Source organism: Candidatus Paceibacterota bacterium, from assembly GCA_041663045.1.
GTDB lineage: Bacteria > Patescibacteriota > Minisyncoccia > Phycocordibacterales > GWA1-40-21 > Bog-1340.
In genome coordinates this window covers 109,793-134,681 of record JBAZRH010000001.1, presented here as the reverse complement: position 1 = coordinate 134,681, position 24,889 = coordinate 109,793, and the positions used below count along the sequence as shown (strand labels likewise).

General features: G+C 36.7%; 27 protein-coding genes. 21 read left to right on the top strand and 6 right to left on the bottom strand.

Annotated features, from left to right (window positions below):
- Positions 1 to 45 precede the first annotated feature (45 nt).
- The 17 genes from WC631_00625 to WC631_00545 all read left to right on the top strand — a co-directional run bounded on the left by WC631_00625 (position 46) and on the right by WC631_00545 (position 15,703).
- On the top strand, positions 46 to 720 hold the full coding sequence (locus WC631_00625) for a hypothetical protein (GenBank protein MFA6226979.1): 675 nt from the start codon (positions 46 to 48) through the stop codon (positions 718 to 720).
- Between the two features lie 147 nt (positions 721 to 867).
- Complete coding sequence (gene trpS / locus WC631_00620) at positions 868 to 1,878, top strand: tryptophan--tRNA ligase (protein MFA6226978.1); 1,011 nt, start codon at positions 868 to 870, stop codon at positions 1,876 to 1,878.
- A gap of 24 nt (positions 1,879 to 1,902) precedes the next feature.
- Positions 1,903 to 3,687: an ABC transporter ATP-binding protein gene (locus WC631_00615; protein MFA6226977.1), complete on the top strand. Its 1,785-nt coding sequence runs from the start codon at positions 1,903 to 1,905 to the stop codon at positions 3,685 to 3,687.
- A gap of 258 nt (positions 3,688 to 3,945) precedes the next feature.
- The gene (locus WC631_00610) at positions 3,946 to 4,185 is read left to right on the top strand and encodes a hypothetical protein (protein ID MFA6226976.1); all 240 of its coding nucleotides are present in this window, start codon (positions 3,946 to 3,948) and stop codon (positions 4,183 to 4,185) included.
- Positions 4,186 to 4,199: 14 nt separating this feature from the next.
- Positions 4,200 to 4,802 carry an HD domain-containing protein gene (locus tag WC631_00605; protein ID MFA6226975.1) on the top strand — a complete coding sequence of 201 codons (603 nt, stop codon included), beginning with the start codon at positions 4,200 to 4,202 and terminating at the stop codon, positions 4,800 to 4,802.
- A 2-nt stretch (positions 4,803 to 4,804) separates the two neighbouring features.
- A complete protein-coding gene (locus WC631_00600; GenBank protein ID MFA6226974.1) occupies positions 4,805 to 5,077 on the top strand; it encodes a SemiSWEET family transporter in 273 nt (90 codons plus the stop codon).
- 5 nt (positions 5,078 to 5,082) lie between these two features.
- Complete coding sequence (gene aspS, locus WC631_00595) at positions 5,083 to 6,480, top strand: aspartate--tRNA ligase (protein MFA6226973.1); 1,398 nt, start codon at positions 5,083 to 5,085, stop codon at positions 6,478 to 6,480.
- A gap of 41 nt (positions 6,481 to 6,521) precedes the next feature.
- A complete protein-coding gene (locus tag WC631_00590) occupies positions 6,522 to 7,064 on the top strand; it encodes a GNAT family protein (GenBank protein MFA6226972.1) in 543 nt (180 codons plus the stop codon).
- On the top strand, positions 7,057 to 7,788 hold the full coding sequence (locus WC631_00585; GenBank protein MFA6226971.1) for a ScpA family protein: 732 nt from the start codon (positions 7,057 to 7,059) through the stop codon (positions 7,786 to 7,788). The genes WC631_00590 and WC631_00585 overlap by 8 nt, the downstream gene beginning before the upstream one ends.
- Positions 7,789 to 7,916: 128 nt before the next feature.
- Positions 7,917 to 8,510 carry an SMC-Scp complex subunit ScpB gene (gene scpB, locus WC631_00580; GenBank protein MFA6226970.1) on the top strand — a complete coding sequence of 198 codons (594 nt, stop codon included), beginning with the start codon at positions 7,917 to 7,919 and terminating at the stop codon, positions 8,508 to 8,510.
- 2 nt (positions 8,511 to 8,512) lie between these two features.
- A complete protein-coding gene (locus WC631_00575) occupies positions 8,513 to 9,433 on the top strand; it encodes a hypothetical protein (GenBank protein MFA6226969.1) in 921 nt (306 codons plus the stop codon).
- A gap of 37 nt (positions 9,434 to 9,470) precedes the next feature.
- On the top strand, positions 9,471 to 10,538 hold the full coding sequence (locus WC631_00570) for a hypothetical protein (GenBank protein ID MFA6226968.1): 1,068 nt from the start codon (positions 9,471 to 9,473) through the stop codon (positions 10,536 to 10,538).
- 1 nt (position 10,539) lies between these two features.
- Positions 10,540 to 11,652 (top strand): putative peptidoglycan glycosyltransferase FtsW, encoded by a 1,113-nt coding sequence (locus WC631_00565; protein MFA6226967.1) that lies wholly within the window; start codon positions 10,540 to 10,542, stop codon positions 11,650 to 11,652.
- 4 nt (positions 11,653 to 11,656) lie between these two features.
- The gene (locus WC631_00560; protein ID MFA6226966.1) at positions 11,657 to 12,784 is read left to right on the top strand and encodes a UDP-N-acetylglucosamine--N-acetylmuramyl-(pentapeptide) pyrophosphoryl-undecaprenol N-acetylglucosamine transferase; all 1,128 of its coding nucleotides are present in this window, start codon (positions 11,657 to 11,659) and stop codon (positions 12,782 to 12,784) included.
- The gene (gene gltX, locus WC631_00555) at positions 12,774 to 14,120 is read left to right on the top strand and encodes a glutamate--tRNA ligase (protein MFA6226965.1); all 1,347 of its coding nucleotides are present in this window, start codon (positions 12,774 to 12,776) and stop codon (positions 14,118 to 14,120) included. Before WC631_00560 ends, gltX begins: the two co-directional genes overlap by 11 nt.
- On the top strand, positions 14,095 to 15,390 hold the full coding sequence (locus WC631_00550) for a peptidoglycan DD-metalloendopeptidase family protein (GenBank protein ID MFA6226964.1): 1,296 nt from the start codon (positions 14,095 to 14,097) through the stop codon (positions 15,388 to 15,390). The genes gltX and WC631_00550 overlap by 26 nt, the downstream gene beginning before the upstream one ends.
- A gap of 64 nt (positions 15,391 to 15,454) precedes the next feature.
- Positions 15,455 to 15,703, top strand: coding sequence for a hypothetical protein (locus WC631_00545; protein ID MFA6226963.1), 249 nt, complete (start codon positions 15,455 to 15,457; stop codon positions 15,701 to 15,703).
- A gap of 231 nt (positions 15,704 to 15,934) precedes the next feature.
- On the opposite strand, the gene WC631_00540 is transcribed toward WC631_00545, so the two are convergent.
- The 4 genes from WC631_00540 to WC631_00525 all read right to left on the bottom strand — a co-directional run bounded on the left by WC631_00540 (position 15,935) and on the right by WC631_00525 (position 18,305).
- Entirely contained in the window at positions 15,935 to 16,426 is a 492-nt protein-coding gene (locus WC631_00540) for an NUDIX domain-containing protein (GenBank protein MFA6226962.1), read from the bottom strand.
- A 121-nt stretch (positions 16,427 to 16,547) separates the two neighbouring features.
- Entirely contained in the window at positions 16,548 to 17,033 is a 486-nt protein-coding gene (locus tag WC631_00535) for a hypothetical protein (GenBank protein MFA6226961.1), read from the bottom strand.
- 185 nt (positions 17,034 to 17,218) lie between these two features.
- Entirely contained in the window at positions 17,219 to 17,806 is a 588-nt protein-coding gene (locus tag WC631_00530) for a 3'-5' exonuclease (GenBank protein MFA6226960.1), read from the bottom strand.
- Positions 17,807 to 17,825: 19 nt separating this feature from the next.
- Positions 17,826 to 18,305 carry a hypothetical protein gene (locus WC631_00525; protein MFA6226959.1) on the bottom strand — a complete coding sequence of 160 codons (480 nt, stop codon included), beginning with the start codon at positions 18,303 to 18,305 and terminating at the stop codon, positions 17,826 to 17,828.
- A 60-nt stretch (positions 18,306 to 18,365) separates the two neighbouring features.
- Here WC631_00525 and rpmA point away from each other — a divergent pair, with 60 nt between their 5' ends.
- Positions 18,366 to 18,644: a 50S ribosomal protein L27 gene (gene rpmA, locus WC631_00520; protein MFA6226958.1), complete on the top strand. Its 279-nt coding sequence runs from the start codon at positions 18,366 to 18,368 to the stop codon at positions 18,642 to 18,644.
- A 268-nt stretch (positions 18,645 to 18,912) separates the two neighbouring features.
- Here the strand turns inward: rpmA and rplI are convergent, their stop codons facing one another.
- Positions 18,913 to 19,362 carry a 50S ribosomal protein L9 gene (gene rplI, locus WC631_00515; GenBank protein MFA6226957.1) on the bottom strand — a complete coding sequence of 150 codons (450 nt, stop codon included), beginning with the start codon at positions 19,360 to 19,362 and terminating at the stop codon, positions 18,913 to 18,915.
- An 80-nt stretch (positions 19,363 to 19,442) separates the two neighbouring features.
- Positions 19,443 to 20,672 (bottom strand): S41 family peptidase, encoded by a 1,230-nt coding sequence (locus WC631_00510; GenBank protein ID MFA6226956.1) that lies wholly within the window; start codon positions 20,670 to 20,672, stop codon positions 19,443 to 19,445.
- 103 nt (positions 20,673 to 20,775) lie between these two features.
- Here WC631_00510 and WC631_00505 point away from each other — a divergent pair, with 103 nt between their 5' ends.
- The 3 genes from WC631_00505 to dnaB all read left to right on the top strand — a co-directional run bounded on the left by WC631_00505 (position 20,776) and on the right by dnaB (position 24,881).
- Positions 20,776 to 21,693, top strand: a complete 918-nt coding sequence (locus tag WC631_00505; protein ID MFA6226955.1) for a CorA family divalent cation transporter — start codon at positions 20,776 to 20,778, stop codon at positions 21,691 to 21,693.
- A 1-nt stretch (position 21,694) separates the two neighbouring features.
- Positions 21,695 to 23,146: a cysteine--tRNA ligase gene (gene cysS, locus WC631_00500; GenBank protein ID MFA6226954.1), complete on the top strand. Its 1,452-nt coding sequence runs from the start codon at positions 21,695 to 21,697 to the stop codon at positions 23,144 to 23,146.
- A 361-nt stretch (positions 23,147 to 23,507) separates the two neighbouring features.
- Entirely contained in the window at positions 23,508 to 24,881 is a 1,374-nt protein-coding gene (dnaB, locus tag WC631_00495; GenBank protein MFA6226953.1) for a replicative DNA helicase, read from the top strand.
- Positions 24,882 to 24,889: the final 8 nt, after the last annotated feature.

The following is a 24,889-nucleotide window of genomic DNA, read 5'->3' as shown; positions in this document are numbered from 1 at the left end:
GCCGGCCCCCTTGCTTAAAACACAAGGGGGCTTTATTATTGAATGATGTTTAAAATAGATTTAAACAAACAATTAGATTACGAGGTTTATGCTGACTTTTGGGATTTTTCTGTAGCTGGAGCGAACTTTGGAGAACTAATTAAAAAAGAACATCCTAAAATAAACCTGAAAAACTACAATAAATACATTGATGATTTTTATACTGCTAAAAAATCAGATATGCTTAAAAAGCAAAAAGGAATTAAACAAATTTTAGAAGAAAAGCAAAAACATTTTTTTGGTGAATTAACAAAATTATTTGATATTGATTTTAGTCAAAATACTTATCATGGTTACCTTTCTATATTTAATTGTAATCCTAGGTGGCCAGAGACGAAAACTTTCCAAATCTACTGGAAGAAAGATTTGAAACATGCTCTTGAAGTCATCTTTCATGAATCGCTTCATTTTGCTTTCTTTGAATATTTGGATAAATACTTTTTTGATCAAATTAAAGGGTTGAATAAAAACTCTGGAATATTATGGGAATTATCAGAAATATTTAATGTAATAATCCTAAATTTACCTCAATTTAGAGAAATTATTGAAATAGAAGAAAAACTATTTTATCCTGAATTACAGGACAAATTAATCAAAGCCCAGAATCTTTGGGGGACTAGTCCTAGTGTCAAAGATTTTGTAAATGAATATCTAAAGATTATGACCCTAGGAAAATCCTAGAAAATCACGTCAACATCTTTATCTAAACTTTCAAAAAAAGACTATATCTGATATTATTAATCGGATGAAAACAAATACAAACCCCGTAAAGAATTCTTATAAATAATGTCAGTTTACTATTAGATATAAATAACCTATATTGAAGATATGTTAAATCAAAAACAAAGCGGGAATTCACACGGGGCAAGGAAGATATTACTTTCTGGGGTAAAGCCGACGGGCACGGTGCATTTGGGCAATTATTTTGGTGCTATGAAGCAGTTTGTCAATATGCAAGGTGAGCATGATTGCCATATTTTCATTGCCGATTATCATGCTATGACTACGGTTCAGGACAAAAAAGAAATGTCAAAGCAGATACTTGACGTGGCACTTGACTACCTTGCCATCGGCCTTGATCCGAAGAAAGTTTGCCTATTCAAACAGTCCGATATTCCACAGGTTGCAGAGCTCGCTTGGATTTTCAACTGTATTACCACGGTGCCGTATCTTATGAGAGCGCACGCTTACAAAGATGCCGAAGCGAAGAATAAAGAAATCAATGTCGGAGTATTTGATTATCCGATACTTATGGCTGCTGACATTCTTATACAAGATTCCGATATCGTGCCAGTAGGTCAGGACCAAAAGCAACATCTAGAATACGCCCGTGATATCGCACAAAAGTTCAACAACACTTTTGGTGAGACATTCAAGCTACCAGAACCATTCATAATTCCCAATGTAGAATCCGTGCCAGGGACAGATGGCAGGAAGATGAGCAAAAGTTATGGCAATATCATACCGCTTTTTGCCACAGATGCAGAAATCAAAAAAGCCGTGATGAGCATACCAACAGATTCAAAAGGTGTTGATGAACCGAAAAATCCAGAGGAATCCATAATATTCGCAATTCACAGATTGCTTTTGGATGAAGCCGGCCAAAAAGCTCTGGCAGAAAAATACAAGAAAGGTGGTATGGGCTACAAAGAAGCAAAAGAATCACTTATCAAAGATTTGTCGGCATTTATAAAACCAATACGCGAAAAAAGAGAGATGCTCGCCAAAGATATTGACACCGTGCTTGACATACTAAAAGCTGGCGGCGCTCGCGCTCGCGCAAGAGTGGAGAAAAAAATGAAAGAAGTGAGGGAGAAAGTCGGGGTGGAACTATATTAAAAACCCCGTTAAGCTATATAGGTTATGAATAAACAAAAGGAAAATACAGTTTCCAATAGACAGATATATGAAAAATTCTGGTACGGTGTCAGGCCATACAGATTGCTGTTTTTTATTAGTTATTTTTGCCTCATTTCAGCAACTGTTATAGGTATCTTCACACCATTATTTTATAAACGCTTTTTTGATTTGTTGGGCAATATACAGAACAAAACAGATGATATTCATACACTAGTCTATACAATAATAATAATCGCCGTCCTAAACATAATAAGTATATTATTCTTTCAAAGCGGAATGTTTATTTATAACATCATGGAATCTAGGGTTATGGCTAGGCTTAGACAGATTTCATTTGACTATATGATGCTACATTCTTATAGTTTCTTTACAAATAATTTTACTGGATCGTTGGTACAAAGAGTCAATAGATTTAGCAGGTCTTTTGAGAGACTCTCCGACAGTTTTGCATTTAACTTAGTCCCGCTCATAATCACAATTATTGGGTCTGTGATAGTAACCTGGTTTGTAGCGCCGTTGATTTCTCTTGTCATAATACTTTGGGTGATTTCATACTCTACCTTCAATGTCTTGTTTTCGAGGTGGAAAATGAAATATGATATACAAGTATCCTCGACAGATTCATATGTTACAGGAGTACTTTCTGACAACATAACAAATCACAACGCGATTACTTTATTTACTACCTATGAAAAAGAGACAAATAACTTTAAAGAAATTACAAATGATCAAGCAGAGAAAACCAGATTCTCTTGGAATTTAGGCCAGTTAACTGATGCTGTACAAATTGTACTAATCTCTGTGGTTGAGTTTTTGGCGTTTTATTATACAACTATATTTTGGAGTAAAGGACTTGCAACAATAGGTACTTTTGTCCTTATACAAGTCTATATCATAGCACTGGCACAAAGGCTTTGGGGACTCAACAGAATAGTGCGTGGAATATATGAAAGCCTTGCCGACTCAAGAGAAATGGTAGAGATACTTCTGACGCCACACGAGGTCAAAGATGTCATAAAAGCTAAAGATCTAAAAATCGTCTCTGGGGAGATAAGTCTCAAAAATGTCGGCTTCAATTTTAATGAAACCAGAGAAGTACTTAAAGATATTAATTTAAAAATTTCTGCTGGAGAAAAAATCGCATTTATTGGCCCTTCGGGAGCCGGTAAGACAACTTTGATTAGATTGATATTACGTTTGTATGATCTATCGTCCGGCCATATAGAAATCGACAATCAAGACATATCAAGAGTTACCCAGAGAAGTTTACACAGTCAAATAAGTTTGGTTCCTCAAGACCCAATACTCTTTCACAGAACTTTACTTGAAAACATAAGATATGGCAGAGAAAACGCCAGTGATGAAGAAGTCTTTAGGGCTGCTAAATTGGCACATTGTAATGAATTTATAGACTCTCTGCCTTTGAAGTATGATACCTTTGTCGGTGAAAGGGGAATAAAACTTTCCGGTGGAGAAAGACAAAGAATTGCTATTGCTAGAGCGATTCTTAAAAACGCACCTATCCTGATCTTAGATGAGGCTACTTCAAGTTTAGACTCTGAATCAGAGATGCTAATTCAAAACGCACTCGAAAACTTAATGAAGGGAAAAACAGTTATAGTGATAGCGCATAGACTCTCAACTATTAAGAAAATGGATAGAATTGTGGTTATAGCAGAAGGCAGAATAACAGAAGAAGGAACACATGGTGATCTTATAAATTCAAAGAGTAGTTTATATAATAAGCTCTGGACAATTCAGTCTGGCGGGTTTATATCTGATAAATAAACTGTATTGCATACTTTAGATTTAGGTATTATAATGTCAAGATAAGCATTGAAACCGCAAACACGGTGGAGCTTGGGGAAGAAAGCTGAAAAGCAAGTAGAGCCCCGAAAACCCGAACAATTTTCTTCGGAAAGAAATCCGAACGGGCAAGTGAGAACAAAGTGAGGTGGCACCGCGAACTCGTTCGCCCTCGCAAAAACCAAACGATTTAGTTTGATTTTTGCGAGGGCAATTTAATTTAAGATTAATAAAATAAATATGATAGCTTTTAAAGAATGGCTTAAGCCAGAGAGACAAGATGAGGAGGTAAAGACATATTTAAAACTTACGGATAGACAATTCGATAGGTATTTAGAAATAGTTAGCGGAAGTGAGGAAATGCCAAATGCATTAGGGGAAGAAATCGGTGAAGCATTAAAAGACGCGCCAGACACGGATCGCAAAGAAATAATAAATTGGATAGTAGGTAGATGGGTTAAAAATAATATTAAAGGATAATTTATAAAATTGAAATGAAGAAATTAGAGAAAAAAGAATTAGAGTCAGTAACGAATTTCTTATTTGAGACGGGGATGTTGGCAAAAACACCTAGAAGTGGTTTCTTCTTTCTTGGTAGTGGAGAGCAAAGCGTCGCAGAACACATCAACAGGGTTTGTTATATAGGAATGTCACTTGCGAATATGGCGGAAAATGTGGATTCGGCTAAAATATTAAATATGTGTCTACTTCATGATTTGGCCGAGGCTAGAGTTTCTGATTTAAATTATGTGCATCAAAAATATAATAAAAGAGATGAGAAGGGGGCGGTTAAGGATCTGACTTCGCAAATATTCTTTGGTTCAAAGATAAAAGAGGCTATTGAAGAATATGAGGATAGGAAGACCGTTGAATCAAAGATAGCAAAAGATGCAGATAATCTCGAATTTATTATGTCCCTAAAAGAGCAGGTGGACATAGGGAATAAAAGAGCATTGTCTTGGATAAAGAGTGCGGTTAAAAGGTTGAAGACGGACGAAGCAAAGACACTGGCAGAAAGTATATTAATAACAGATTCCGATAAGTGGTGGTTTGAAGACAAAGAAGACCAATGGTGGGTTAATAGAATTAAAAAATAGTTATGAACATACTACAAATCGCTACAACCATCTTAGGTATATTAATGTCTTTAGGATATTATCCGCAGGCCTATAAAATATATAGGTCAAAATCCGGTGAAAATATCTCTTTTGCTACATATTTTACATTTGGAATAGGCACTTTATTATGGACGATCTATGGTTTCAGTATAAATGACATTATAATTATCTTGAGTTTTATACCGGGAGTAATAGGCTCTTGGTTGGTATTGTTTTTAGCTTTTCATTATAGAAATAATAAAGTTAATTTATAAATAACATGCAAAGAACATATATAAAAGAATTGGCGAGAAAGGTGGGGGAAGAAGTCCTCATAAAAGGCTGGGTGGATGTAAGGCGTGATCACGGAAAACTTATTTTCATAGATATACGTGATATGTCCGGCAAGGTGCAGATGGTGGCATTGCCAAATCACAAAGAAGCCCATACTTTAGCAAATACTGTTCGTCCTGAATGGGTTGTAGAAGTTACAGGTAAAGTAAATGCAAGACCGGAAAGGATGGTAAATAAAGATGAGGCAAATGGCGCAGTAGAAGTGGAAATACTTTTCATGACTGTATTAAATGAAGCGGAAACTCCGGCGATAGATGTACGTGGTGACGGCATGGATGTAGGAGAAGATGCACGTTTGAAATACAGATATTTGGATTTGAGAAGACCGAGGATGCAGAAAAATATTCGAAATAGAAATAAAGTAATGCTTCTTGTCAGAAATATTTTGGAGAAGGAGGGTTTTTGCGAAGTGGAAACTCCAAGCCTTACTGTCGCCACGGCAGAAGGTTCAAGAGATTTCTTGGTCCCTTCAAGATTGGAGCCGGGCAATTTCTACGCCCTTCCGCAGTCACCACAGCAATACAAGCAAATATTGATGGCTTCAGGATTTGAAAAATATTTTCAATTTGCAAGGTGTTATAGAGATGAAGATTCAAGAGGTGATAGACAACCAGAATTCACCCAGATGGACTTAGAAATGAGCTTCGCCACAGAAGAAGATGTTATGGCTGTAAATGAAAAAGCTATTATAGAAGTAGTGAAGACTTTGTATCCTCAGAAGAAAATTCAGCAAATTCCTTTTCCAAAGATTCCGTACGCCGAGGCGATGGCGAAATACGGCTCTGATAAACCTGATATAAGGACAGATAAAAATGATCCGGATTTATTGGCATTTGCTTGGATTGTAGACTTTCCAATGTTTGAAAAAGGTGAGGACGGCAAATGGACATTTACACACAATCCTTTTTCGGGAACAAAACCAGAATCTTTTGACGATCTTATGAATAAGAAAAATATAGAAAAGATAGTCGCTTCGCAATATGATATAGCATTGAACGGCTCTGAAATGGGTGGCGGAAGTATCAGAAATCATAAGCCCGAAGCGCTTAAGAAGGTGCTCGAAATAATGGAATACAGTGAAGAAAAGATTGAGAGAGAATATGGCCATATGCTGAAAGCTTTGAGTGCTGGTACACCTCCGCATGGCGGTATTGCCTGGGGACTCGATAGGATGATTATGATTCTTGAAAACGAACCGAATATTCGCGAAGTTATCGCTTTCTCAAAAAACGGTGAGGGTAAGGACCTAATGATGAACGCCCCTGGAGAAGTCTCTGCCGAACAACTTAGGGATTTGAGATTGGAGATTAAGAAAAAGAAATAAGTTATAAATGTTGTGGTTGTTATAGATGTTTTAATTATAAAATGAAGAGAGAAATAATATTAAAAGGAAATAAGTGTGTATTGAGATCATACAAAAAGGATGATATAGATCCTATGGCTAAAATTGCGAACAATAAAGCAATCGCAAAGAATATGTATTCTGGTTGGCCGAATCCGTACACTAAAAAAGACGCAAAATTATGGGTTGAGAGAAATCTTAAAGAACAAACTATCATAAAATTCCCACTTAAACTCGCAATAGAAGTAAACGGTGTCTTTGCTGGTGGAATTGGAGGAAGCATTAAAGAAAATAGTAATAATAGTGCTATGAGTTTTGGATACTGGCTAGACGAAAAATTTTGGGGAAAAGGAATAATTACAGAAGCAATAGAATTGTTTATTGAATATATTTTCAAAAACACAAAAATATGCAGAATATCAGCTACAGTATACCCTTGGAATGAAGGGTCTAAAAAAGTCTTAGAAAAAACTGGTTTTAAACTTGAAGGAATTATGAGAAGAAGTTATTTTAAGAATGGTAAGATGACGGATGAATACCTATATAGTAAGCTGAAAAATGACTGAGAATCAATTCAAAATTAAAACGGAGGTATTTGAGGGGCCGATGGACCTGCTACTTTCGCTTATTGAAAAGAGAAAACTCTTGATAAATGATATTTCGCTTGCGAAAGTCGCGGATGATTTTATCGCACATTTGCAAAATAGAGAACAATTCCCGATAAAAGATGCTTCAGAATTCCTCGTGATAGCCTCTACACTACTTCTCATAAAATCGAAATCTCTTTTACCGACACTCAACCTTACTGATGAAGAAAAGAGTGATATACACGACCTCGAGCTTAAACTTAAAATCTATAAGAGAATCAAGGAGCTTAGTATTCATATAAAAAATAATTTCTGTAAAAAGATAATCTTTTTTCCAAATACTAGAAAATTCGAACCTGTCTTCTCGCCGGATTCTTCCATGACAAAAGAAAGTATCGCCAAGGCTATTTTTGAAGTTATTAAAAATCTTCCAAAATTTGAAAAAAAACCACAGGTAAAAATAACTAAAGTGGTGAGTTTAGAAGAGATGATTACGAGTCTTACAGATAGAGTAAAAAACCATTTGAAAATGAGTTTCAAAGAATTCTCTGGTATGGGGAAATCAGAAAAAATAAATGTGATTGTGAGCTTCTTGGCTATGCTAGAGCTTGTAAAACAAGGTATAATAGAAGCCTCGCAGGAAAATAAATTTGATGATATAAAGATGGAAAGTAAGCATGTTGGAATACCAATGTATGGATGATTAGGGGTTTCGATGCACTCTTTTTGGAACACGGATATTTTTTTGCTAAAAAATTCCTCGTGCTCGCGCCAGTCGCGCTCGCAAGTTTCCAAAAAGAGTGCATCTACACCCATTAAACAAAATCAATTATGAATAATTTAGAAAAACAATTAGAAGCGGTGCTTTTCTGGAAAGGGGAGCCGATTGCGATCAAAAAGCTCGCACAGATTTTTAATAAAAGTGAAGAAGAGATTTCGACAAGTCTTATCGAGCTTGAGAAAAAACTTCTGGATAGAGGAATAGTACTAGTGAGAAAAGAAAACGAAGTCACACTTGGTACCTCAAAAGATACTTCGGAGCTTATAGAAAAACTTACAAAAGAAGAGCTTGTGAGAGATTTGGGTAGAGCAGGACTTGAAACGCTTTCTATCATTATCTATCAGGGACCACTTTCTCGCGCAGAAATAGACTATATCAGAGGCGTGCAATCCACATTTATCTTGAGAAATCTTATGATTCGCGGGCTGGTAGAAAAAATCCAAAATCCAAAAGATCAGAGAAGCTTCCTATATAAACCGACTTTTGAACTTCTTTCATATCTTGGACTTTCAAAAATAGAAGAAATGCCGGAGTTCGCCAAAGCAAAAGAGGAAATCGAAGGTTTTAAAAATTCTCAAAGACAAGAAGAGGTGGAGGATGATAAAACTAAAGATTCGGAAGAAAAGACAGTAGAACAGATATAAACATGGGGACTTTAGTATTTATTAAAAAAAAATGGTTTTTTGTAGCTATTATAATTTTGGTTGTTTTGTCTCTGTCTATAATTATAGATAGAGATATAAAGACGAAAGAGGTTGTGGAACAACCACTAAAAATATTCGATTACTCTTCATTTAAAGACATAACGGCAAAGTCGTATTGTGTTTATGACATCCTGGCAGACAAAATCATATTCGCAAAAGATGAGCACACACATCTTCCACTTGCTTCTGTCACAAAGCTTATGACTGCCCTTATAGCAAAAGAGAATTTACCACAGAATACTATTATAAAAATAGATTTAGATGCAATAAAAGAAGAAGGGGATAGTGGGTTATTAGTAGGAGAGAGGTGGGGACTTAAAAACTTAATTGATTTTAGTCTTATTACATCTTCAAATGATGGCATACAGGCTATCGCTAGTGCAATAAATAATTATAGTCTGATACATAGCACAAGTAGTGAAAATACCGTATCCCTGATGAATAAGAAAGCTGAAGATATTTTACTGAGAGACACAGTATTTCTGAATGAAACAGGTCTTGATATAGACAAAGATCTGTCCGGTGCATATAGCTCTGCTTACGACATAACACATCTCTTAGCATATATTATTAAAAATAATCCAAGCTTGATATCAGATACCGTCCTAGAAAAAACTTCCTATAATTCTGATGACAAAATCAAACATGAAGCAAAAAATACAAATACCTATATAAATAAGATTCCACAAATCTTGGCTTCAAAAACTGGTTTTACAGACCTTGCGGGTGGAAATCTGGCTATAGTATTTGATGCGGGCTTTATGCACCCTGTCGCTGTAGTTGCACTTGGATCGACCGAGGATGGAAGGTTTACGGATGTAGAGAACCTGGTCAAACTCACTTTACAAAAACTCTCCGAGTGATCTTTATTTTAGTCACGAAAAATTATATAATACCCAAATGGCTATAAATGTAATTAAAGTAATATTGCCGGCTATAATTTCCTTCGTTGTTGGTATTCTCATAACGCCTTTCATCACAAACTTTCTATACAAGAACGAAATGTGGAAAAAGAAAGCTAAGACTGTCGCAATAGACGGTGGCGGAACGCCTATATTCAACAGTCTCCACGCTACAAGAGAGACAAGCACCCCAAGAATGGGAGGTATTGTCATCTGGGCATCGGTGATTATTACAACCGTTGGTCTATGGCTCTTGGCGCACTTTTTCCCGACAGACATTTTGACCAAGCTTGATTTCTTAAGTAGAAATCAGACGTGGATACCGTTTTCGACAATGTTCCTCGGTGCAATCATCGGCCTCCTGGATGATATTCTTGATATAAGAGGTAGTGGTGGAAACTATGCCGGAGGTCTTTCGTTAAGAAAAAGACTTTTTCTTGTAGCAATAATTTCTTTTCTGATTTCTCTATGGTTTTATTTCAAACTCGAAGTCAATACAATAAATTTCCCGTTCATTTACGGTATCGATCTTAGTTTCTGGTTCATTCCAATCTTCATCATGGTAATTCTTCTTATCTATTCTGGTGGAATTATAGATGGCATAGATGGACTTTCTGGAGGGGTTTTTGCTTCCGCTTTTGCTGCATATGCAGGTATCGCTTTTTTCCAAAACCAGATAAATCTTGCAGCCTTTTGTATTGTTGTTGTCGGTTCTATTCTTGCTTTCTTGTGGTTTAATATCCCTCCGGCACGTTTTTATATGTCAGAGACCGGAAGTATGGCACTTACTATTACGCTCGGTATTATCGCCTTCATGACAGATTCAATGGTAGATGGTAGGGGAGTTGCGGTTCTTCCCATTATTGCCTTTCCGCTAATTATTACAACTCTTTCTGTAGTAATTCAACTTTTATCTAAAAAGTTTCGAGGTAAAAAGATATTTCTTGTTGCACCAATACACCATCATTTCGAAGCCAAAGGTTGGCCGGGATATAAAGTCTCTATGCGATATTGGATTGTAAGCATCGTTTGCGCAGTCTTCGGATTAATTTTGGCACTTATATAAAATGTCTCAAAAAAGAGAGGTAGATAAGGTCTTTTTTTCCACCGTCTTAATTATGGCTGTTTTGGGTTTTGCTGTCTTTACTTCAGCATCAATGGGAATACTTGCAAAAGATAGCGCTAAGTTTGCATCAATAATGTTTAGACAGGTTTTTTGGGGGCTCTTTGTCGGCTTTGTTGCCTGCTACTTAGTATCAAGACTAGACTACAGAATTCTCAAAAAATATTCTTTTTATATTTTCTTATTATCAGTAATATCAATGATACTTGTCTTTGTCCCTCAACTGGGAGTATCAATAAACGGAGCAAAAAGATGGATTGATATTGCGGGCATGACATTTCAACCGATTGAAATATTAAATACTGGATTTATTATATACCTGGCCGCCTGGTTTTCTTTTGTAAAAGATAAAATTGAACAATTTAGATACAGCTTATTACCCCTACTTATACTTCTTGGTATTTCTGGAATATTATTACTTTTACAACCAGATGCAGACTCTTTCCTTATACTTGGATTCGTAGGTGTAGTGATGCTCGTCTCGGCTGGAGGTAAATTTAAACACATAATCGCTGTCGGTCTTATTGGACTTTTATTCTTAGTCGTCCTTGCATTATCTAGGCCATACATCATGACAAGAATTACTTCTTTTTTTAATCCAGCAGATAATGCACAGTCTTCAGGGTATCAAATACAGCAATCGCTTATTGCTGTGGGGTCTGGTGGAATGTTTGGAAGAGGACTTGGACAAAGTATACAGAAGTTTAAATTTCTACCAGAGTCTATAAGCGACTCCATCTTCGCTGTCGCTGGAGAAGAACTCGGTTTTATTGGATGTATTTTTATAATATTACTCTTTCTATTTTTCGTCTTCAGGGCTTTTAGAATAGCCATAAGATCTCCTGATTCCTTTGGTGGACTTTTGGTCATAGGAATTGTTATACTTATAACGTGCCGTTCATTCATGAATATTGCATCAATGCTCGGCGTTATACCTATTTCTGGTGTACCATTGGCTTTCTTTAGTCAGGGAGGAACGGCTATGTTTATAACACTTATACAAATAGGTATTATAATCAGTGTATCGAGATCAGCAAAACTACAACAGAAAAATTAAAATTATGAAAATATTACTTACAGGAGGTGGCTCGGGTGGACATTTTTATCCACTTATTGCCGTAGCGGAAGAAATAAACAGACAAGTAAAAGAAGAAAAGCTTTTACCTGTTGAGATCTTTTTTATGTCAGATTCGCCTTATGATTCTGAAGCGCTTCTAGATAATAATATTACCTTTATAAAAATATCGGCAGGAAAAGTTCGTAGATATTTTTCTTTACTAAATTTTTTTGATCTGTTTAAAACTTCCTTCGGAATAATTTCTGCAACGATTAAACTTTTTAGACTCTATCCGGATGTGATTTTTAGCAAAGGCGCTTACACTAGCTTCCCGGTACTTTTTGCTGCAAGACTTCTAAAAATCCCTGTGATTATACATGAATCTGATAGTATACCCGGCAGAACAAACACATGGTCAGCTAAATTTGCAAATAAAATTGCAGTATCATATCCAGAGACGATGGAATATTTTGATAAAACAAAGGTAGCTTATACTGGAAATCCTATAAGAAAAGCTGTTCTGTCACCAACAGTATCCGGAGCAAGAGAGTTCTTGGGCATGCAAGAAGACGCACCAGTGATCTTTATCATCGGCGGATCTCTCGGTTCTCAACTTATCAATGAACAGATATTAAATATCCTTCCACAACTTGTAGAAAGATATTATGTAATACACCAAACAGGTAAAGCTAATATAGAAGAAGTCTCTAGAACAGCTAGTGTTGTGCTTTCAGAAAGTCAATATAAGACAAGATATAGGCCGTATGATTATTTAGATAATCTAAATATCAGTATGGCAGCTGGCGTTTCAAGTCTGATTATATCGCGTGCCGGCTCCGCCATATTTGAAATCGCTTCATGGGGACTTCCTAGTATTATAATTCCAATATCAGACTCAAACGGTAATCATCAAAGAGAAAACGCTTATAACTATGCTAGATTTGGTGCAGCTACAATTATTGAAGAGAAAAATCTTTCTTCAAATATCCTTCTCACTGAAATAATTAGAATAATGGATGATAAAGAACTATATAAAAAGATGACTACTGGAGCAAAAAGTTTTATAAAAGGCGACTCAGCAAAGGTAATAGCCGGAGAAATAATCCAAATAGGACTTCAACATGAGCAATAGCGACAAAAAAGTTGTTGTTAGATTTGCACCCAGCCCAACGGGCCTTTTTCACGTTGGTAGTGCTAGGGTAGCACTTTTTAATTATGTCTTTGCTAAACAAAATCAAGGTAAATTTCTATTAAGAATTGAAGACACCGACAAAGAAAGGTCTAAAAAGGAATACACAGACGACATACTAAATGGCATGAAATGGCTTGGGCTTAGCTACGATGAGTCTTTTAAACAATCTGAAAGAGAACATGTATATAAAAAATATATAGAAAATCTTATAAAAGAAGACAAGGCTTATATATCTAAAGAAGAAATAAAAGAAGAGGGTCAGAGAGCAGAAGTTATAAGATTTAGAAATCCAAATAAAAAGATAAAGTTTAAAGATCTTATACGCGGGGAAATAGAATTTGATACAACAGAACTTGGAGACTTCGTTATTGCCAAAAGCTTAGAAGAACCAATATTTCACGTTGTTGTTGTTATAGATGATTTTGAAATGGGTATTACACATGTAATAAGGGGTGAAGATCATATTTCCAATACGCCAAGACATATTCTCATACAAGAAGCCCTCGGTGCACCAACCCCTATATATGCGCACTTACCGCTTATTCTTGCAGAAGATAGGGCAAAATTATCCAAAAGAAAACATGGTGAAATGACTTCTGTAAAATATTATGAAAAGATGGGTTATCTTCCAGAAGCTTTTATAAATTTCATTTCAATGGTCGGCTGGAATCCCGGAAGTGATATAGAGATGATGACGATTGAAGACATAATCAATAAATTTGATATTGGGAAGGTACAAAAGGGTGGGGCAATATTTAATAAAGAAAAGCTTCTATGGTTTAATAAAGAATATCTAAAAAGGTTGCCTGGTGAAAAAATAAAGGAGGAAATAGGGAAGAGGTTGCCATCTAATTGCCAAGATAAAGATATTGTGGATAAAATCACCCCAATAATAACAGAAAGAATAAACGTTTGGTCTGATATAGATAAAATGGTAGCCGATGGAGATATTCAATATTTCTTTGAAAAGCCTAGTATCAAAGAAGAGATCCTTGTCTGGAAAAAGGGGGGTACAGAAGATGAAGCCAAAGAAAACTTGTCTTTAGTATCTACATTACTGGTAAAAATATCTGAAGATAATTTTAATAAAGATTCAGTAAAAGAAACCATATGGAAAATAGCCGAAGAAAAGGGGAGGGGTAACGTTCTCTGGCCACTTCGCGTTTCTCTATCAGGAAAAGAAAAATCACCTGATCCTTTTGTCTTGTGTGAAATACTTGGTAAAAAAGAGACACTTCAAAGGATAGAAAATGCAATTACAATTCTTTCAAAATAAGATGTTTTTCTTAAAAAAGACAGCTTTATATTCGCTTATCTTTCTGCTTTCGCTTTTATTAAGTAATATCTGCTATTCTTCGTCAATAGATGAAATAAAACAAAAAATAGAACAAACAAGTAAGAATAGAGAACAATTACAAAAAGAGATAGACCAGTATCAAAATCAACTTAAAGATATCGGTACTCAAGCGGATACACTTTCCAAAGCCATAAAGACTCTTGAAGCCACCGAAAAGAAAACTTCCTTAGATATAAAACTCACAGAAAACAATATAAACTCTGCAAATCTTGAAATAGAGAGGCTTGGTATTGAAATAAGAAAGAAAGAAACAGAAATAGACAAAAACAGTGTGGTTATAGAGGTTTTGATAAATGAAGTAAATGAATCTGATAATTCATCTATAATAGAGACTCTTTTAAAATATAAAGATCTTTCAGAGTTCTGGAATGAAATGGAGGGTATTTATAAATTGCAAAATCAATTAAAAAATAAACTCATAGAAACAAAGAAGGTTAGGGATGATCTCGGTATTGATAAGAAAGACAATGAAAGCAAGAAAAAAGAACTTTTATCTCTAAAATCAGAACTGGAGGATAAGAAAGCAATCTTAGAAATAAACAAAAAAGAAAAGAATAAAGTCCTTACCGAAACAAAAAATAAAGAATCCAACTATAAAAGACTTCTGTCAGAGAAACAGGCCCTTGCAGATGCTTTTGATAAAGAACTTGCTCAATTTGAATCAGAGCTAAAATTTGCTATAGATCCAAATAGTATCCCTGCGGCTGGAAAAGGCATTTTGTCTTGGCCATTAGATAATATCTATATAACACAAAGGTTTGGGGTGACATCAGACTCTGGCAGGCTCTACACGACAGGAAGTCACAATGGGGTAGATTTTAGAGCATCTGTTGGTACAAGAGTTAAAGCCACACTAAGTGGCACTGTGGAAGGGACAGGTGACACGGATCTTGTCTGTTCTGGTGCTTCATATGGTAAATGGGTTCTCATAAAACACAATAATGGCCTAACGACCTTATACGGACATCTTTCTCTTATAAAAGTTAAGGCCGGTGATCAAATATTTACGGGAGATATAATAGGATACTCCGGAAACACTGGCTACTCCACCGGTCCGCACCTCCACTTTGGATTATTTGCCTCACAGGGTGTAAAAATAATGAGTAAAAAAAGTGCTGTCTGCAAAGGTACATATATATTGCCGATGGCAGACATAAGAGCTTATCTTGATCCATTGGCTTACTTATAAACACCCACAGGGCTTTTAACGTGATATAATTGTAGGGTAATAGAAATTTTAAATATAATCTCATATGAAAAAAGGTTTAATAAAGATGATAATTTTAATAGTGATCGCTCTGATCATTCTCGGATACTTTGGCTTCGATATAGGGGGTATTATAAGTGGGGATAAAGTACAAGGTAATCTAGGCTATATGTGGGACTTCATAAAGACATTCTGGAACAATTATTTGGCGGCTCCGATAATTTATATTTGGGATAAACTCATCGTTGGGGTAGTGTGGAAAGTTTTCCAGCATGGATTAGATCTTCTACAATAATAATTATTATCAAAAAAGAACCTACTAAAGGTTCTTTTTTGATTTGCAGAGGGGGAAGTGGTTAAAAAGATAAACAGCCTTATTATACATGTATATAGCGGGCAAGATATATTGTGCGACATGTATATAATGTAATAAGCCCTCTTCCCTCAACCAATTAGGGTACACAAACTGGAGCAAAAGAAAAGCCGACCGTGCAACAGGTCGGCTCACTAACTTCCACACTGACAATCAAACAGCAATGAGAGTGGTCGGGAGATGATAATCTTCGACGGCCGTCATATCTTTGCTGAATCTGACCCAACCGTCCCTGATCTCATCCCCTGCTATAAGCATCGGTATAAAGATCTTGTCTGCCGGTAGCATATCCAAGGTCGGAATCTCCGCTGGAGAGAACCATGTCGGAGTCTTCATTTCTTCTGACTCCAGTGGTTCACCCTCAAACTCAGTGCAGGTAAAGAGATAAACAAACCAGAGTGCTGTGTTTTGCCAATCGTAGAAAGTTATCTCGCCCTTTGGTACAAGATGTCTCTTTTTGACATTGAGACCCCAGTTTGACTCCTCATGGGTTTCCCTCACACCAGCATCTGCCGAGTCTTCACCGACTTCAAGCTCGCCACCATAGCTATTCCATTTATTGGCTCCGATTTTTGCACCGGTCCATTTCTTGCAAAGAAGGATTTTACCTTTCCGCAAATATAAAACTAAAACTCCGATTTTCATAATGTCTCCCTTTGTTCTGTTCTGATTAAAGACTATTACAAAGCAGTTTTTTGTCAACGAGGAAAACATAAAAGGCGGGCGCACTTTGTGCGCCCGCCTTTTATGTTTAATCTCTAATAAATTACTTAATAAGTGCTATCTGATTTGACGGGATAGCTGCCGTATTATCATTCCAGCAAGCCGAAGAAGATATCCATGGTTGCACACCTTCTCTGTTATAAAGATACTTAGCATAAGCCATATTGCCTTCCGGAGTCATAAGATCATATCCTAGTTTACCTGCCTTATCAGCATGATAATATAAGTTGATCTGCATAACACCGACGTCTGATTTGTTGACTTTACCTCTTAAGACGCTTCCATCTTTGTCATACTGCCTGAAATGAGATTCGCATCTAGCGATATCTATTAAGAGAGGATCCTCAGCAAATAATTTTTGAACTTTATTTCTAAGACCTTCATTGTCTGGAATATTTATTTCTGTCTTCTCTTCTATTGGTGCCAACACTCCCCTAGGGCTTGTTGAAACGTTATCAGCAACTATTGTCGAAGCTGAACCATATAGTGAAGAAAAAACAAAAAATGATGTTGTTATTATTTCTATCATATAAAAATCAGAGACTCGCTCTGATTCCTATACATACTAGCATATTTGGTTTTACTTGTCAAGCTTTTACAACGCTTTTCGACCACCGTCAAACATCAAATAAGGGCTATGTTGAGCCACATTTTCCTTGATTTCTCACCTATTCTGTGGTCTAAATTTTGGTGGTATTTATATAAGGCTAGTACCTAAAACCAAGGTATCTGGTATTTTTCATATTCTGGCAATAATTTCTTATCAAAAAGTAATCGAGAGAGAGCTTCTCCTGCGGATTTTGCATCTCTTAGAGAGTTGTGTGGTTTTATCTCTGCCGGAATTCCTACATATTGCATTATTTTTGCAGAATTAAGCGAGCTTCTGTTTTTCTCCGTAGGTGGAATTAATCCCCTCTTTATCATATGCATATAACAAATAGAATGTAGATCTATTGTCCTATAAGCAAAAGGCCAGTCCAAATGAGCCCTGTGCGCGGTCGCTTGCAAGAAATCTCTATCGAAAGATGGATTCTGACCTCCGAAAGTATGCTCTCCTCGCTTCATAGCCCAGTCAATAAACTTTTCTATGAGTTCTGTGTCGGTTTGCTTTTGTGGATCTCGCATTTCTGTCTCGGAAAAACCAGCAATAGGTATGGCCTCATCTAAAATATGCAATTCTTTTGAAATCCTACATTCACCATAAAATTGTTCCATCGGTGTATCAAAATCAATCGCTCCAATAGATACAATACCATGTTTATTTGGATCAAGACCGCTGGCTTCCACATCTACAATTATCATAAATAAATTATATCACGGATTATTTTAATCCTGTACAACCGACCGCTGGGGCTAAACCCCTCGCTTTGGCTTCTTCCATGGTAGAAAACCAGATTTTATTTTCTTCTTTGATGCGATCTACACCAGAACACCAAGGATAATAGTATTTTGTGCCACTTTTTGAGGCGAGGACTAGGCCATTTGAAGGATTTGTCGGGGTGGGAGCAATTTGGGCGGCGCGAGAGTCCGCGGACGCGCCGCCCTCCCCTCCCTCCGTCACAGTTTCCTTCAAAGCATTGGCAAGCAGAGCTTCCTCCACTTTATACACCGCTATCGGCGTCTTTTTCTTTTCTATTGCCGACAATTTACCCAGACCAAATGAAGCCATCCCTACAAGCACAATAATAAACACAATAAACAAATCTGCCCCTATTTTAAGGCCAATTTCCTTGCTATATACCTTGTCTTTGATATCCGCAGAAAAGGACTTGATTTTTCCGGTCAAATCATTTATACTCATTTGTACAGATATTGTATCAAATCCACACAGTTTTGTGGATATTAATTTTCAAAAAATAAAATGGCACATCGTAAAGCAGAAGGTTCAACAAGAAATGGGCGAGATTCAAATCCACGATATTTAGGCGTGAAGATTAACCATGGAGAAATCGCCAAAATCGGTCAGATAATCTTGAGACAAAAAGGTAGAAACACTATCGCCGGAAAGAATGTCGGTGTCGGTAAAGATCACACTTTATTTGCTCTCAAGGACGGCATTGTAGAATACACCACAAAGAGAAAAAACAATTTTGATTCTACTATCACTAGAAGAAACCTCGTAAATGTAAAATTAGCCTAAATCAAAAAACCACCGCAAGGTGGTTTTTTTAACTAACGAAGTTTTTGTGTAGGGGTGGCAACCTGTTCATTTTGAAATGCCTTGGGAGCGCGACTGGCGCGAGTTGAAATTTGGGTTGGGACCCAAATGAAAGACCTTGAACGTTTTGTACTCAAAATGTGAAAGGTGTACAGTTCCTGTAAGGAACGAGGAATTTTTTAGCAAGAAAATATCCGTGCATTTCAAAATGAATAGGTTGACAGGACCCCGTGCAAAAATTTCGTTAGTCTTAAATACTTTCTGCCTTTATCAAAAGCTTTATCTCAAAACTCTTCCCATTCACCTTTAGATTCACAGTCTGCTCCCCCACTTCCTTTATCGGCTTTTCAAGCTCAAAAATATCGAGAGGAAGCTCGGTGCCTGTCTGCTTTTTAAATTCTTCTATAATCTGCTCTTTGTGAATTCCAGCAAATAAATGGCCTTTGTCATTTACTTTTCCGAGAATTAACAGCTTTCCATCTTTCAGTTTTGCCACAGCAGATTCCAATCCTTTTTCAAATTCCTCTTTAGAAAGAGTGTCTTTTACTTTCCTCGATTCAACACTTCTGATATTCCCTTCTGTCGCTGGCAAAGCTGAGCCAGACGGTATAAGCGAGTTTATAGCAAAGCCATCCGCCACATCTTTTATCTCAAATTTCCTCCCAACCTTCTTTACATCTTTTATAAGTATGATTTTCATAAAATATTTATTAATTTATATATGTTCATACTAATACAAAACAGGTACATATGCAAAGGCTGGGTTTCCGTCTTTATTTTTTATTTTGATAACACCTCCACCGCTTTTTCAAATTGCGAATCCACCCCGGCCTTTGCATCAGCATCGGATATTTTTACTTCATAATCAGGGGTAATCCCTTTCTCTGAAATCGAATTTCCATTTGGTGTAAGCCATTTTGCAATGGTCATTTTTAGTGATGTCTCTGGGGTTATCTTTATAAGTTCTTGTACCGAGCCTTTACCAAAAGTCTTCGCACCAACAAGCTTTGCAACTCCGTGTTCTTGTAAAGCTCCGGCAAGAATCTCCGAGGCTGAGGCTGAACCACCATCTACTAAAATTACCATTTTGAGTTGATCTGTAAATACATCGTATCCTTTGCTTCTATATATTTTTCCTCCTTTCATACCAAAATCTTCACTTACAACCACCTTACCCATAGGCAAAAACCAGCTCGCCATATCTACGGCAGACTCTAAATATCCTCCAGGATTACCTCGAAGATCAAGAGTAAGTTTGTATTTGCCTGAATCAATAAATTCCCTAAGAGCAGATCTGAAAGCGCCTGCGGCTGGTGCATAAAAATTATAAAGTTTAATCACAAAAACATCTCCCTTTATCTCCGTGTCTAGAGTAGGAACATTTATAATCCCCCTGGTGATTTTTACCTCAAAGGAATCTTTTTTACCTTCCCTGGCTATTTTTAAAACGACCTGTGTACCTGCCTTTCCTCTAATAAGCTTTACGGCTTTATCCACAGATATACCTTCTGTGGATTTACCATCTATAGTAAGTATTTGATCTCCACTCTTTATACCAGCATTGTATGCAGGGGTGGCTTTCAGGGGAGAGACAACTATTAAACTATTCTCTTTGATACCGATTTCCATTCCAACTCCCTCGAAATTTCCACTAATATCACTTTCAAATGCCGTGCTATCTTCTGGTGGCATAAAAATCGTATAAGGATCTCCGTATGCGGTAGTTAGACCCTGTATCGCTCCCCAGATTTTTTCTTGATTATTTATGACTTTTGAACTTTTAACTGTCGGTACGAATCTGGTTTCTAGATCCTTCCAGACTTCCCAAAAAGGTGTCATGTCAATGGTAGAAGATGAGGTATTATCTATTTTAGAATTATCAACAAAGACAATCTTCTGTATGGAAGAGTCTGAGAATCTGACCCCAACATAAGCACCTACTCCAAAGACTAGTGCAAGGATTACACCAAGAACCAAAACAAACTTGCTCAATTTGAAATTATTTTCCATATTTCACATAAGTATCTCAAAATTAATCCACTTGGTCAATTTCTTATTAACTTGTTACAAAATAATTAAAAAGGTATAATTTCAGGAAGTAATATAAAATTATATGATCAAAAAATATACATATAAGTCCGTCACTTGGGTAGATGTAGAGAATCCTACTACAGAAGATGTACGAGATCTCGTAGAGGAATTTTCGGTAAACACATCGGTAGCCAAAGATCTCCAACTTCCAACATACAAAGAAAAGATAGCTATGCACAAAAACTATCTCTATCTTGTTATGCACTTCCCCATCTTAAGACGAGGGGCAGATGGTGATGCAAAAGATCAGGAGGTGGATTTTATAGTCGGTAAAGATTTTATAATAACGACGAGATATGAGTCCATCGACGCCCTTGAAAGATTCCAAAAAACATTTGAGGTCAATTCAATCTTGCACAAAGAAAAAATGACTGATCACGCTGGATATGTCTTCTACTATATTATAAAAGAATTATACAAAGCAATCTCTGATGAGGTTGACTCTCTAAATGATTCCCTTGAAAGAGTTGAAAAATCAGTCTTTAGAGGAAAAGAGAAAGAAATGGTCTGGTCTATTTCAAATCTGAATAGAGATCTATTACACTTAAATCATACTGTAAATTCTCACAAAGAGATATTCGAGACTTTGCCAGGACTTACATTGAAGTTCTTCGGCGAAGAATTTGCAGATAATTGTGATAAACTCCTCAATGAATACTATAGGATACATGATGTCATGGAAAATAGCGTAGATTTCTTAAAAGAACTCCGTGATACAAACGATTCTCTTTTAAATACAAAGCAGAATCAAATCATGAAGACTTTAACCATACTTACTTTCTTGGCTCTTCCTTTTACTGTTATTACGGGATTCTTCCAGATGAATACCATAAATACCCCGTTTATTGGTTATACACACGATTGGCCAATAATAGTTTCCACAGAAGTAATTGCTGTTGTCGTTTTACTTGTCCTCGCAAGATTTAAGAAATGGCTTTAAAATGATCTTAGATTTTTTCAGAAAGAAAGAAGAAAAACCTATATATCTCTTTAATACTCTTTCCAAACAAAAGGAGTTATTTAAGTCGATTAAGAAATGTCATGTAAGTTTCTATCAATGCGGGCCAACAGTATACTGGACACAACACTTGGGTAATCTCCGTGCAGCTACTTTGTCTGATTTCATACGTAAGACATTTGTGTATCTCGGATACAAAGTAAAGTTTGTCAGGAACTATACCGATGTTGGTCACCTTGTTTCTGATGGTGATTCTGGTGAAGACAAAATGGAAAAGGGGGTAAAAAGAGAAGGTTTAAGCCCCAGACAAATCGCCGACAAATATATTGAAATCTTTGAAAACGACATTAAAGATTTAAACATCCCACTACCAGATTTTACTCCACGTGCAACTGACTATATAAAAGAAATCATACAGATGATCGAGACTTTGTTGAAAAAAGGCTTCGCATATTCCACAGATCTCGCCATATATTTCGATGTAACAAAAGCAAAAGATTATACTCGCCTATCAAGACAAAACCTTGAAGAAAATAGGGCCGGCAGTGGACATGCTGATGTGGAAGACAAGCAAAAGAGAAATCATGTAGATTTTGCTTTGTGGTTTTTCCGCGCAGGCACACATAAAAACGCAATACAATATTGGCCGTCTCCATTTAAGTCGGCTCTTGTAGAAAATGGCAACGGCTTTCCTGGCTGGCATATTGAGTGTTCTTCAATGTCAAAGAAACTCCTCGGAGATACTATTGATATACATATGGGGGGTATAGAACACATACCAGTGCATCATACAAACGAAATTGCCCAAAGCGAATCTGCAAATGGAAAGCCTTTTGTACATTATTGGTTACACAATGAATGGCTTATAACAAACGGTGGTAAAATGGCAAAATCAGACGGCACAGCATATAATTTAGCCGATGTAAAAGAAAGGGGTTTTGATCCGCTCTCTGTACGTTTCCTCTTCTTGCAGGCACACTATCGATCCAAACAAAATTTCACTTGGGAATCTCTGACAGCGGCACAAAGTGGTCTTGATAGATTAAGAAAGCAAGTCTTATCTCTTGGTAAAAAAGTCGGCAAAATAGATAGGAAATATAAAAAAGACTTTACAGAAAAGATTAGTGATGATTTTAATACTCCACAGGCTCTTGCAATTTTAAGTGAAGTCTTAAGATCAAACTTCTCCGATGAAGACAAACTCGCTACTATTCTAGATTTTGATAATGTACTTGGACTGAATTTGAAAGATATAACAATAAATTCAAATACTATAGAAAAGATGCCAATTGAGATACAGGAAATATTAGACGAAAGAAGTGTTGCGAGAGAAAATAAGGAATGGAAAAAATCAGATGAGCTTAGAGATAAAATATTCACTCTTGGTTATACTGTAAAAGATACATCTGAAGGTCAAGAAATCACCAAAATATAGACCCTCTTCCTTAAAAATGCTATAAATATATTGGATATGAACCCAGTCTAGAAAGGACTAATTTTGAAAAAGTTTGCACAAACTTTGCTGATCGTTTTTGGTCTTATCATCCTCCCCGGACGATATTTGGCCTCAGAACTTGCAGGATATGCAAGCGACTATGGTTTGGATCTTTCAAACTATCATAAAAGTCACGATTCCACGATCTTTGTCGGCTTCTCTTTTAGATTTTGAATCGATTTTGGTTGGCCGGATTTGCTCATGTGAGTAGATCCGGCCATTTTTATTCTCCACATATTACTCACATTTTATTCTCTTTTTTGATTGCAGTTTTTCAAGAGGGCGTGATAAAATTGTTTCAATGGCAAATGAAGCAAAAAAAATAAATATCAGAATTCCGCCACAAAACATAGACTCCGAGAGGGCACTTCTCGGTTCTCTTATGTTGAGCCAAGACAAGCTACCTGAAATTATGGACCTTGTTCATCCAGAAGCTTTTTATGTTGAAAAACACAAAATCATTTTCAGAGCGATGATGGATCTGTATCATAAGAGAGAACCAATAGACCTTCTTACACTCTCTTCCAAACTAAAAGAAAATGGTGAGCTTGATAGAGTCGGTGGTATGAGTTATCTCACCGAGCTTACAAGTGTCGTCCCCTCTTCCACCAACGCCGAACACTATGGGCAAATAGTCCAGAAAAAGCACACTATGCGACGCCTGATAGAAGCCGGTGAGCATATCGGCAATCTCGGTTATGATGAAGCATTTGAACTTGAAGAACTCTTAGATAAGGCCGAAAAGAAAATGTACGAAGTTACGAGCACAAACCTTTCTGGTAATTTTATAGAATTAAAAGATGAGCTTGGAAAAGCAATGGAAAGACTTGATCGCCTTCATAAGACAAAGGGTGAACTTCGTGGAGTACCGACCGGTTTCAAAGATTTGGATGCCAAACTTTCTGGACTACAAAATTCGGATCTTATTATTCTTGCTGCAAGACCTTCCATGGGTAAGACTTCTCTTGCGATGGATATAGTGCGAAACGCGGCGATCAGGTACGGCATACCAACAGCAGTCTTTTCACTTGAGATGAGTACTCAACAACTCGTAGACAGAATGCTTGCCGCAGAATCACGTGTAGATGCATGGAAACTCCGCACGGGTAATCTTTCTCTTGATAGCGAGTTTGAAAAAATCCGCTCTTCACTTGAACCCCTTTCAAAAGCACCAATTTACGTGGACGACCAAGCTGCAAACAATATTTTGAAAATTCGCTCTATTGTAAGACGTCTTAAACATGAGAAAAAGCTTGGTCTTGTTGTTATAGATTATCTTCAGCTTATGTCCCCTGTTCAAACTAAGAACAATGACAATTTAGTTCAACAAATTACTGAAATTTCGCGCTCTCTCAAACAACTCGCAAAAGAGTTTGATATCCCTGTCCTTGCTCTTTCACAGCTTTCGAGAGCTGTGGAACAAAGAGGTGGCAAACCAAGGCTTTCAGACTTAAGAGATTCAGGTTCTATTGAACAAGATGCCGATGTTGTCATGTTTATTCACCGAGAGATAAATGATGAGGGTGGTGGTAGAAAACAAACAGCAGAAATTCTCATAGAAAAACACAGAAATGGTCCAACAGGAAAAGTTGATCTATATTTTGACGCTGACAAGTCTTCTTTCTTACCTGTAGACAAAAGCGACTTTGGAGACTTTGGAGCATCCATGCAATAAAGGCAAAC

Coding starts and splice junctions, on each gene's coding strand:
- WC631_00625 (MFA6226979.1), top strand. CDS start 46: ATGTTTAAAATAGATTTAAACAAACAATTAGATTACGAGGTTTATGCT.
- trpS (MFA6226978.1), top strand. CDS start 868: ATGTTAAATCAAAAACAAAGCGGGAATTCACACGGGGCAAGGAAGATA.
- WC631_00615 (MFA6226977.1), top strand. CDS start 1,903: ATGAATAAACAAAAGGAAAATACAGTTTCCAATAGACAGATATATGAA.
- WC631_00610 (MFA6226976.1), top strand. CDS start 3,946: ATGATAGCTTTTAAAGAATGGCTTAAGCCAGAGAGACAAGATGAGGAG.
- WC631_00605 (MFA6226975.1), top strand. CDS start 4,200: ATGAAGAAATTAGAGAAAAAAGAATTAGAGTCAGTAACGAATTTCTTA.
- WC631_00600 (MFA6226974.1), top strand. CDS start 4,805: ATGAACATACTACAAATCGCTACAACCATCTTAGGTATATTAATGTCT.
- aspS (MFA6226973.1), top strand. CDS start 5,083: ATGCAAAGAACATATATAAAAGAATTGGCGAGAAAGGTGGGGGAAGAA.
- WC631_00590 (MFA6226972.1), top strand. CDS start 6,522: ATGAAGAGAGAAATAATATTAAAAGGAAATAAGTGTGTATTGAGATCA.
- WC631_00585 (MFA6226971.1), top strand. CDS start 7,057: ATGACTGAGAATCAATTCAAAATTAAAACGGAGGTATTTGAGGGGCCG.
- scpB (MFA6226970.1), top strand. CDS start 7,917: ATGAATAATTTAGAAAAACAATTAGAAGCGGTGCTTTTCTGGAAAGGG.
- WC631_00575 (MFA6226969.1), top strand. CDS start 8,513: ATGGGGACTTTAGTATTTATTAAAAAAAAATGGTTTTTTGTAGCTATT.
- WC631_00570 (MFA6226968.1), top strand. CDS start 9,471: ATGGCTATAAATGTAATTAAAGTAATATTGCCGGCTATAATTTCCTTC.
- WC631_00565 (MFA6226967.1), top strand. CDS start 10,540: ATGTCTCAAAAAAGAGAGGTAGATAAGGTCTTTTTTTCCACCGTCTTA.
- WC631_00560 (MFA6226966.1), top strand. CDS start 11,657: ATGAAAATATTACTTACAGGAGGTGGCTCGGGTGGACATTTTTATCCA.
- gltX (MFA6226965.1), top strand. CDS start 12,774: ATGAGCAATAGCGACAAAAAAGTTGTTGTTAGATTTGCACCCAGCCCA.
- WC631_00550 (MFA6226964.1), top strand. CDS start 14,095: ATGCAATTACAATTCTTTCAAAATAAGATGTTTTTCTTAAAAAAGACA.
- WC631_00545 (MFA6226963.1), top strand. CDS start 15,455: ATGAAAAAAGGTTTAATAAAGATGATAATTTTAATAGTGATCGCTCTG.
- WC631_00540 (MFA6226962.1), bottom strand. CDS start 16,426: ATGAAAATCGGAGTTTTAGTTTTATATTTGCGGAAAGGTAAAATCCTT.
- WC631_00535 (MFA6226961.1), bottom strand. CDS start 17,033: ATGATAGAAATAATAACAACATCATTTTTTGTTTTTTCTTCACTATAT.
- WC631_00530 (MFA6226960.1), bottom strand. CDS start 17,806: ATGATAATTGTAGATGTGGAAGCCAGCGGTCTTGATCCAAATAAACAT.
- WC631_00525 (MFA6226959.1), bottom strand. CDS start 18,305: ATGAGTATAAATGATTTGACCGGAAAAATCAAGTCCTTTTCTGCGGAT.
- rpmA (MFA6226958.1), top strand. CDS start 18,366: ATGGCACATCGTAAAGCAGAAGGTTCAACAAGAAATGGGCGAGATTCA.
- rplI (MFA6226957.1), bottom strand. CDS start 19,362: ATGAAAATCATACTTATAAAAGATGTAAAGAAGGTTGGGAGGAAATTT.
- WC631_00510 (MFA6226956.1), bottom strand. CDS start 20,672: ATGGAAAATAATTTCAAATTGAGCAAGTTTGTTTTGGTTCTTGGTGTA.
- WC631_00505 (MFA6226955.1), top strand. CDS start 20,776: ATGATCAAAAAATATACATATAAGTCCGTCACTTGGGTAGATGTAGAG.
- cysS (MFA6226954.1), top strand. CDS start 21,695: ATGATCTTAGATTTTTTCAGAAAGAAAGAAGAAAAACCTATATATCTC.
- dnaB (MFA6226953.1), top strand. CDS start 23,508: ATGGCAAATGAAGCAAAAAAAATAAATATCAGAATTCCGCCACAAAAC.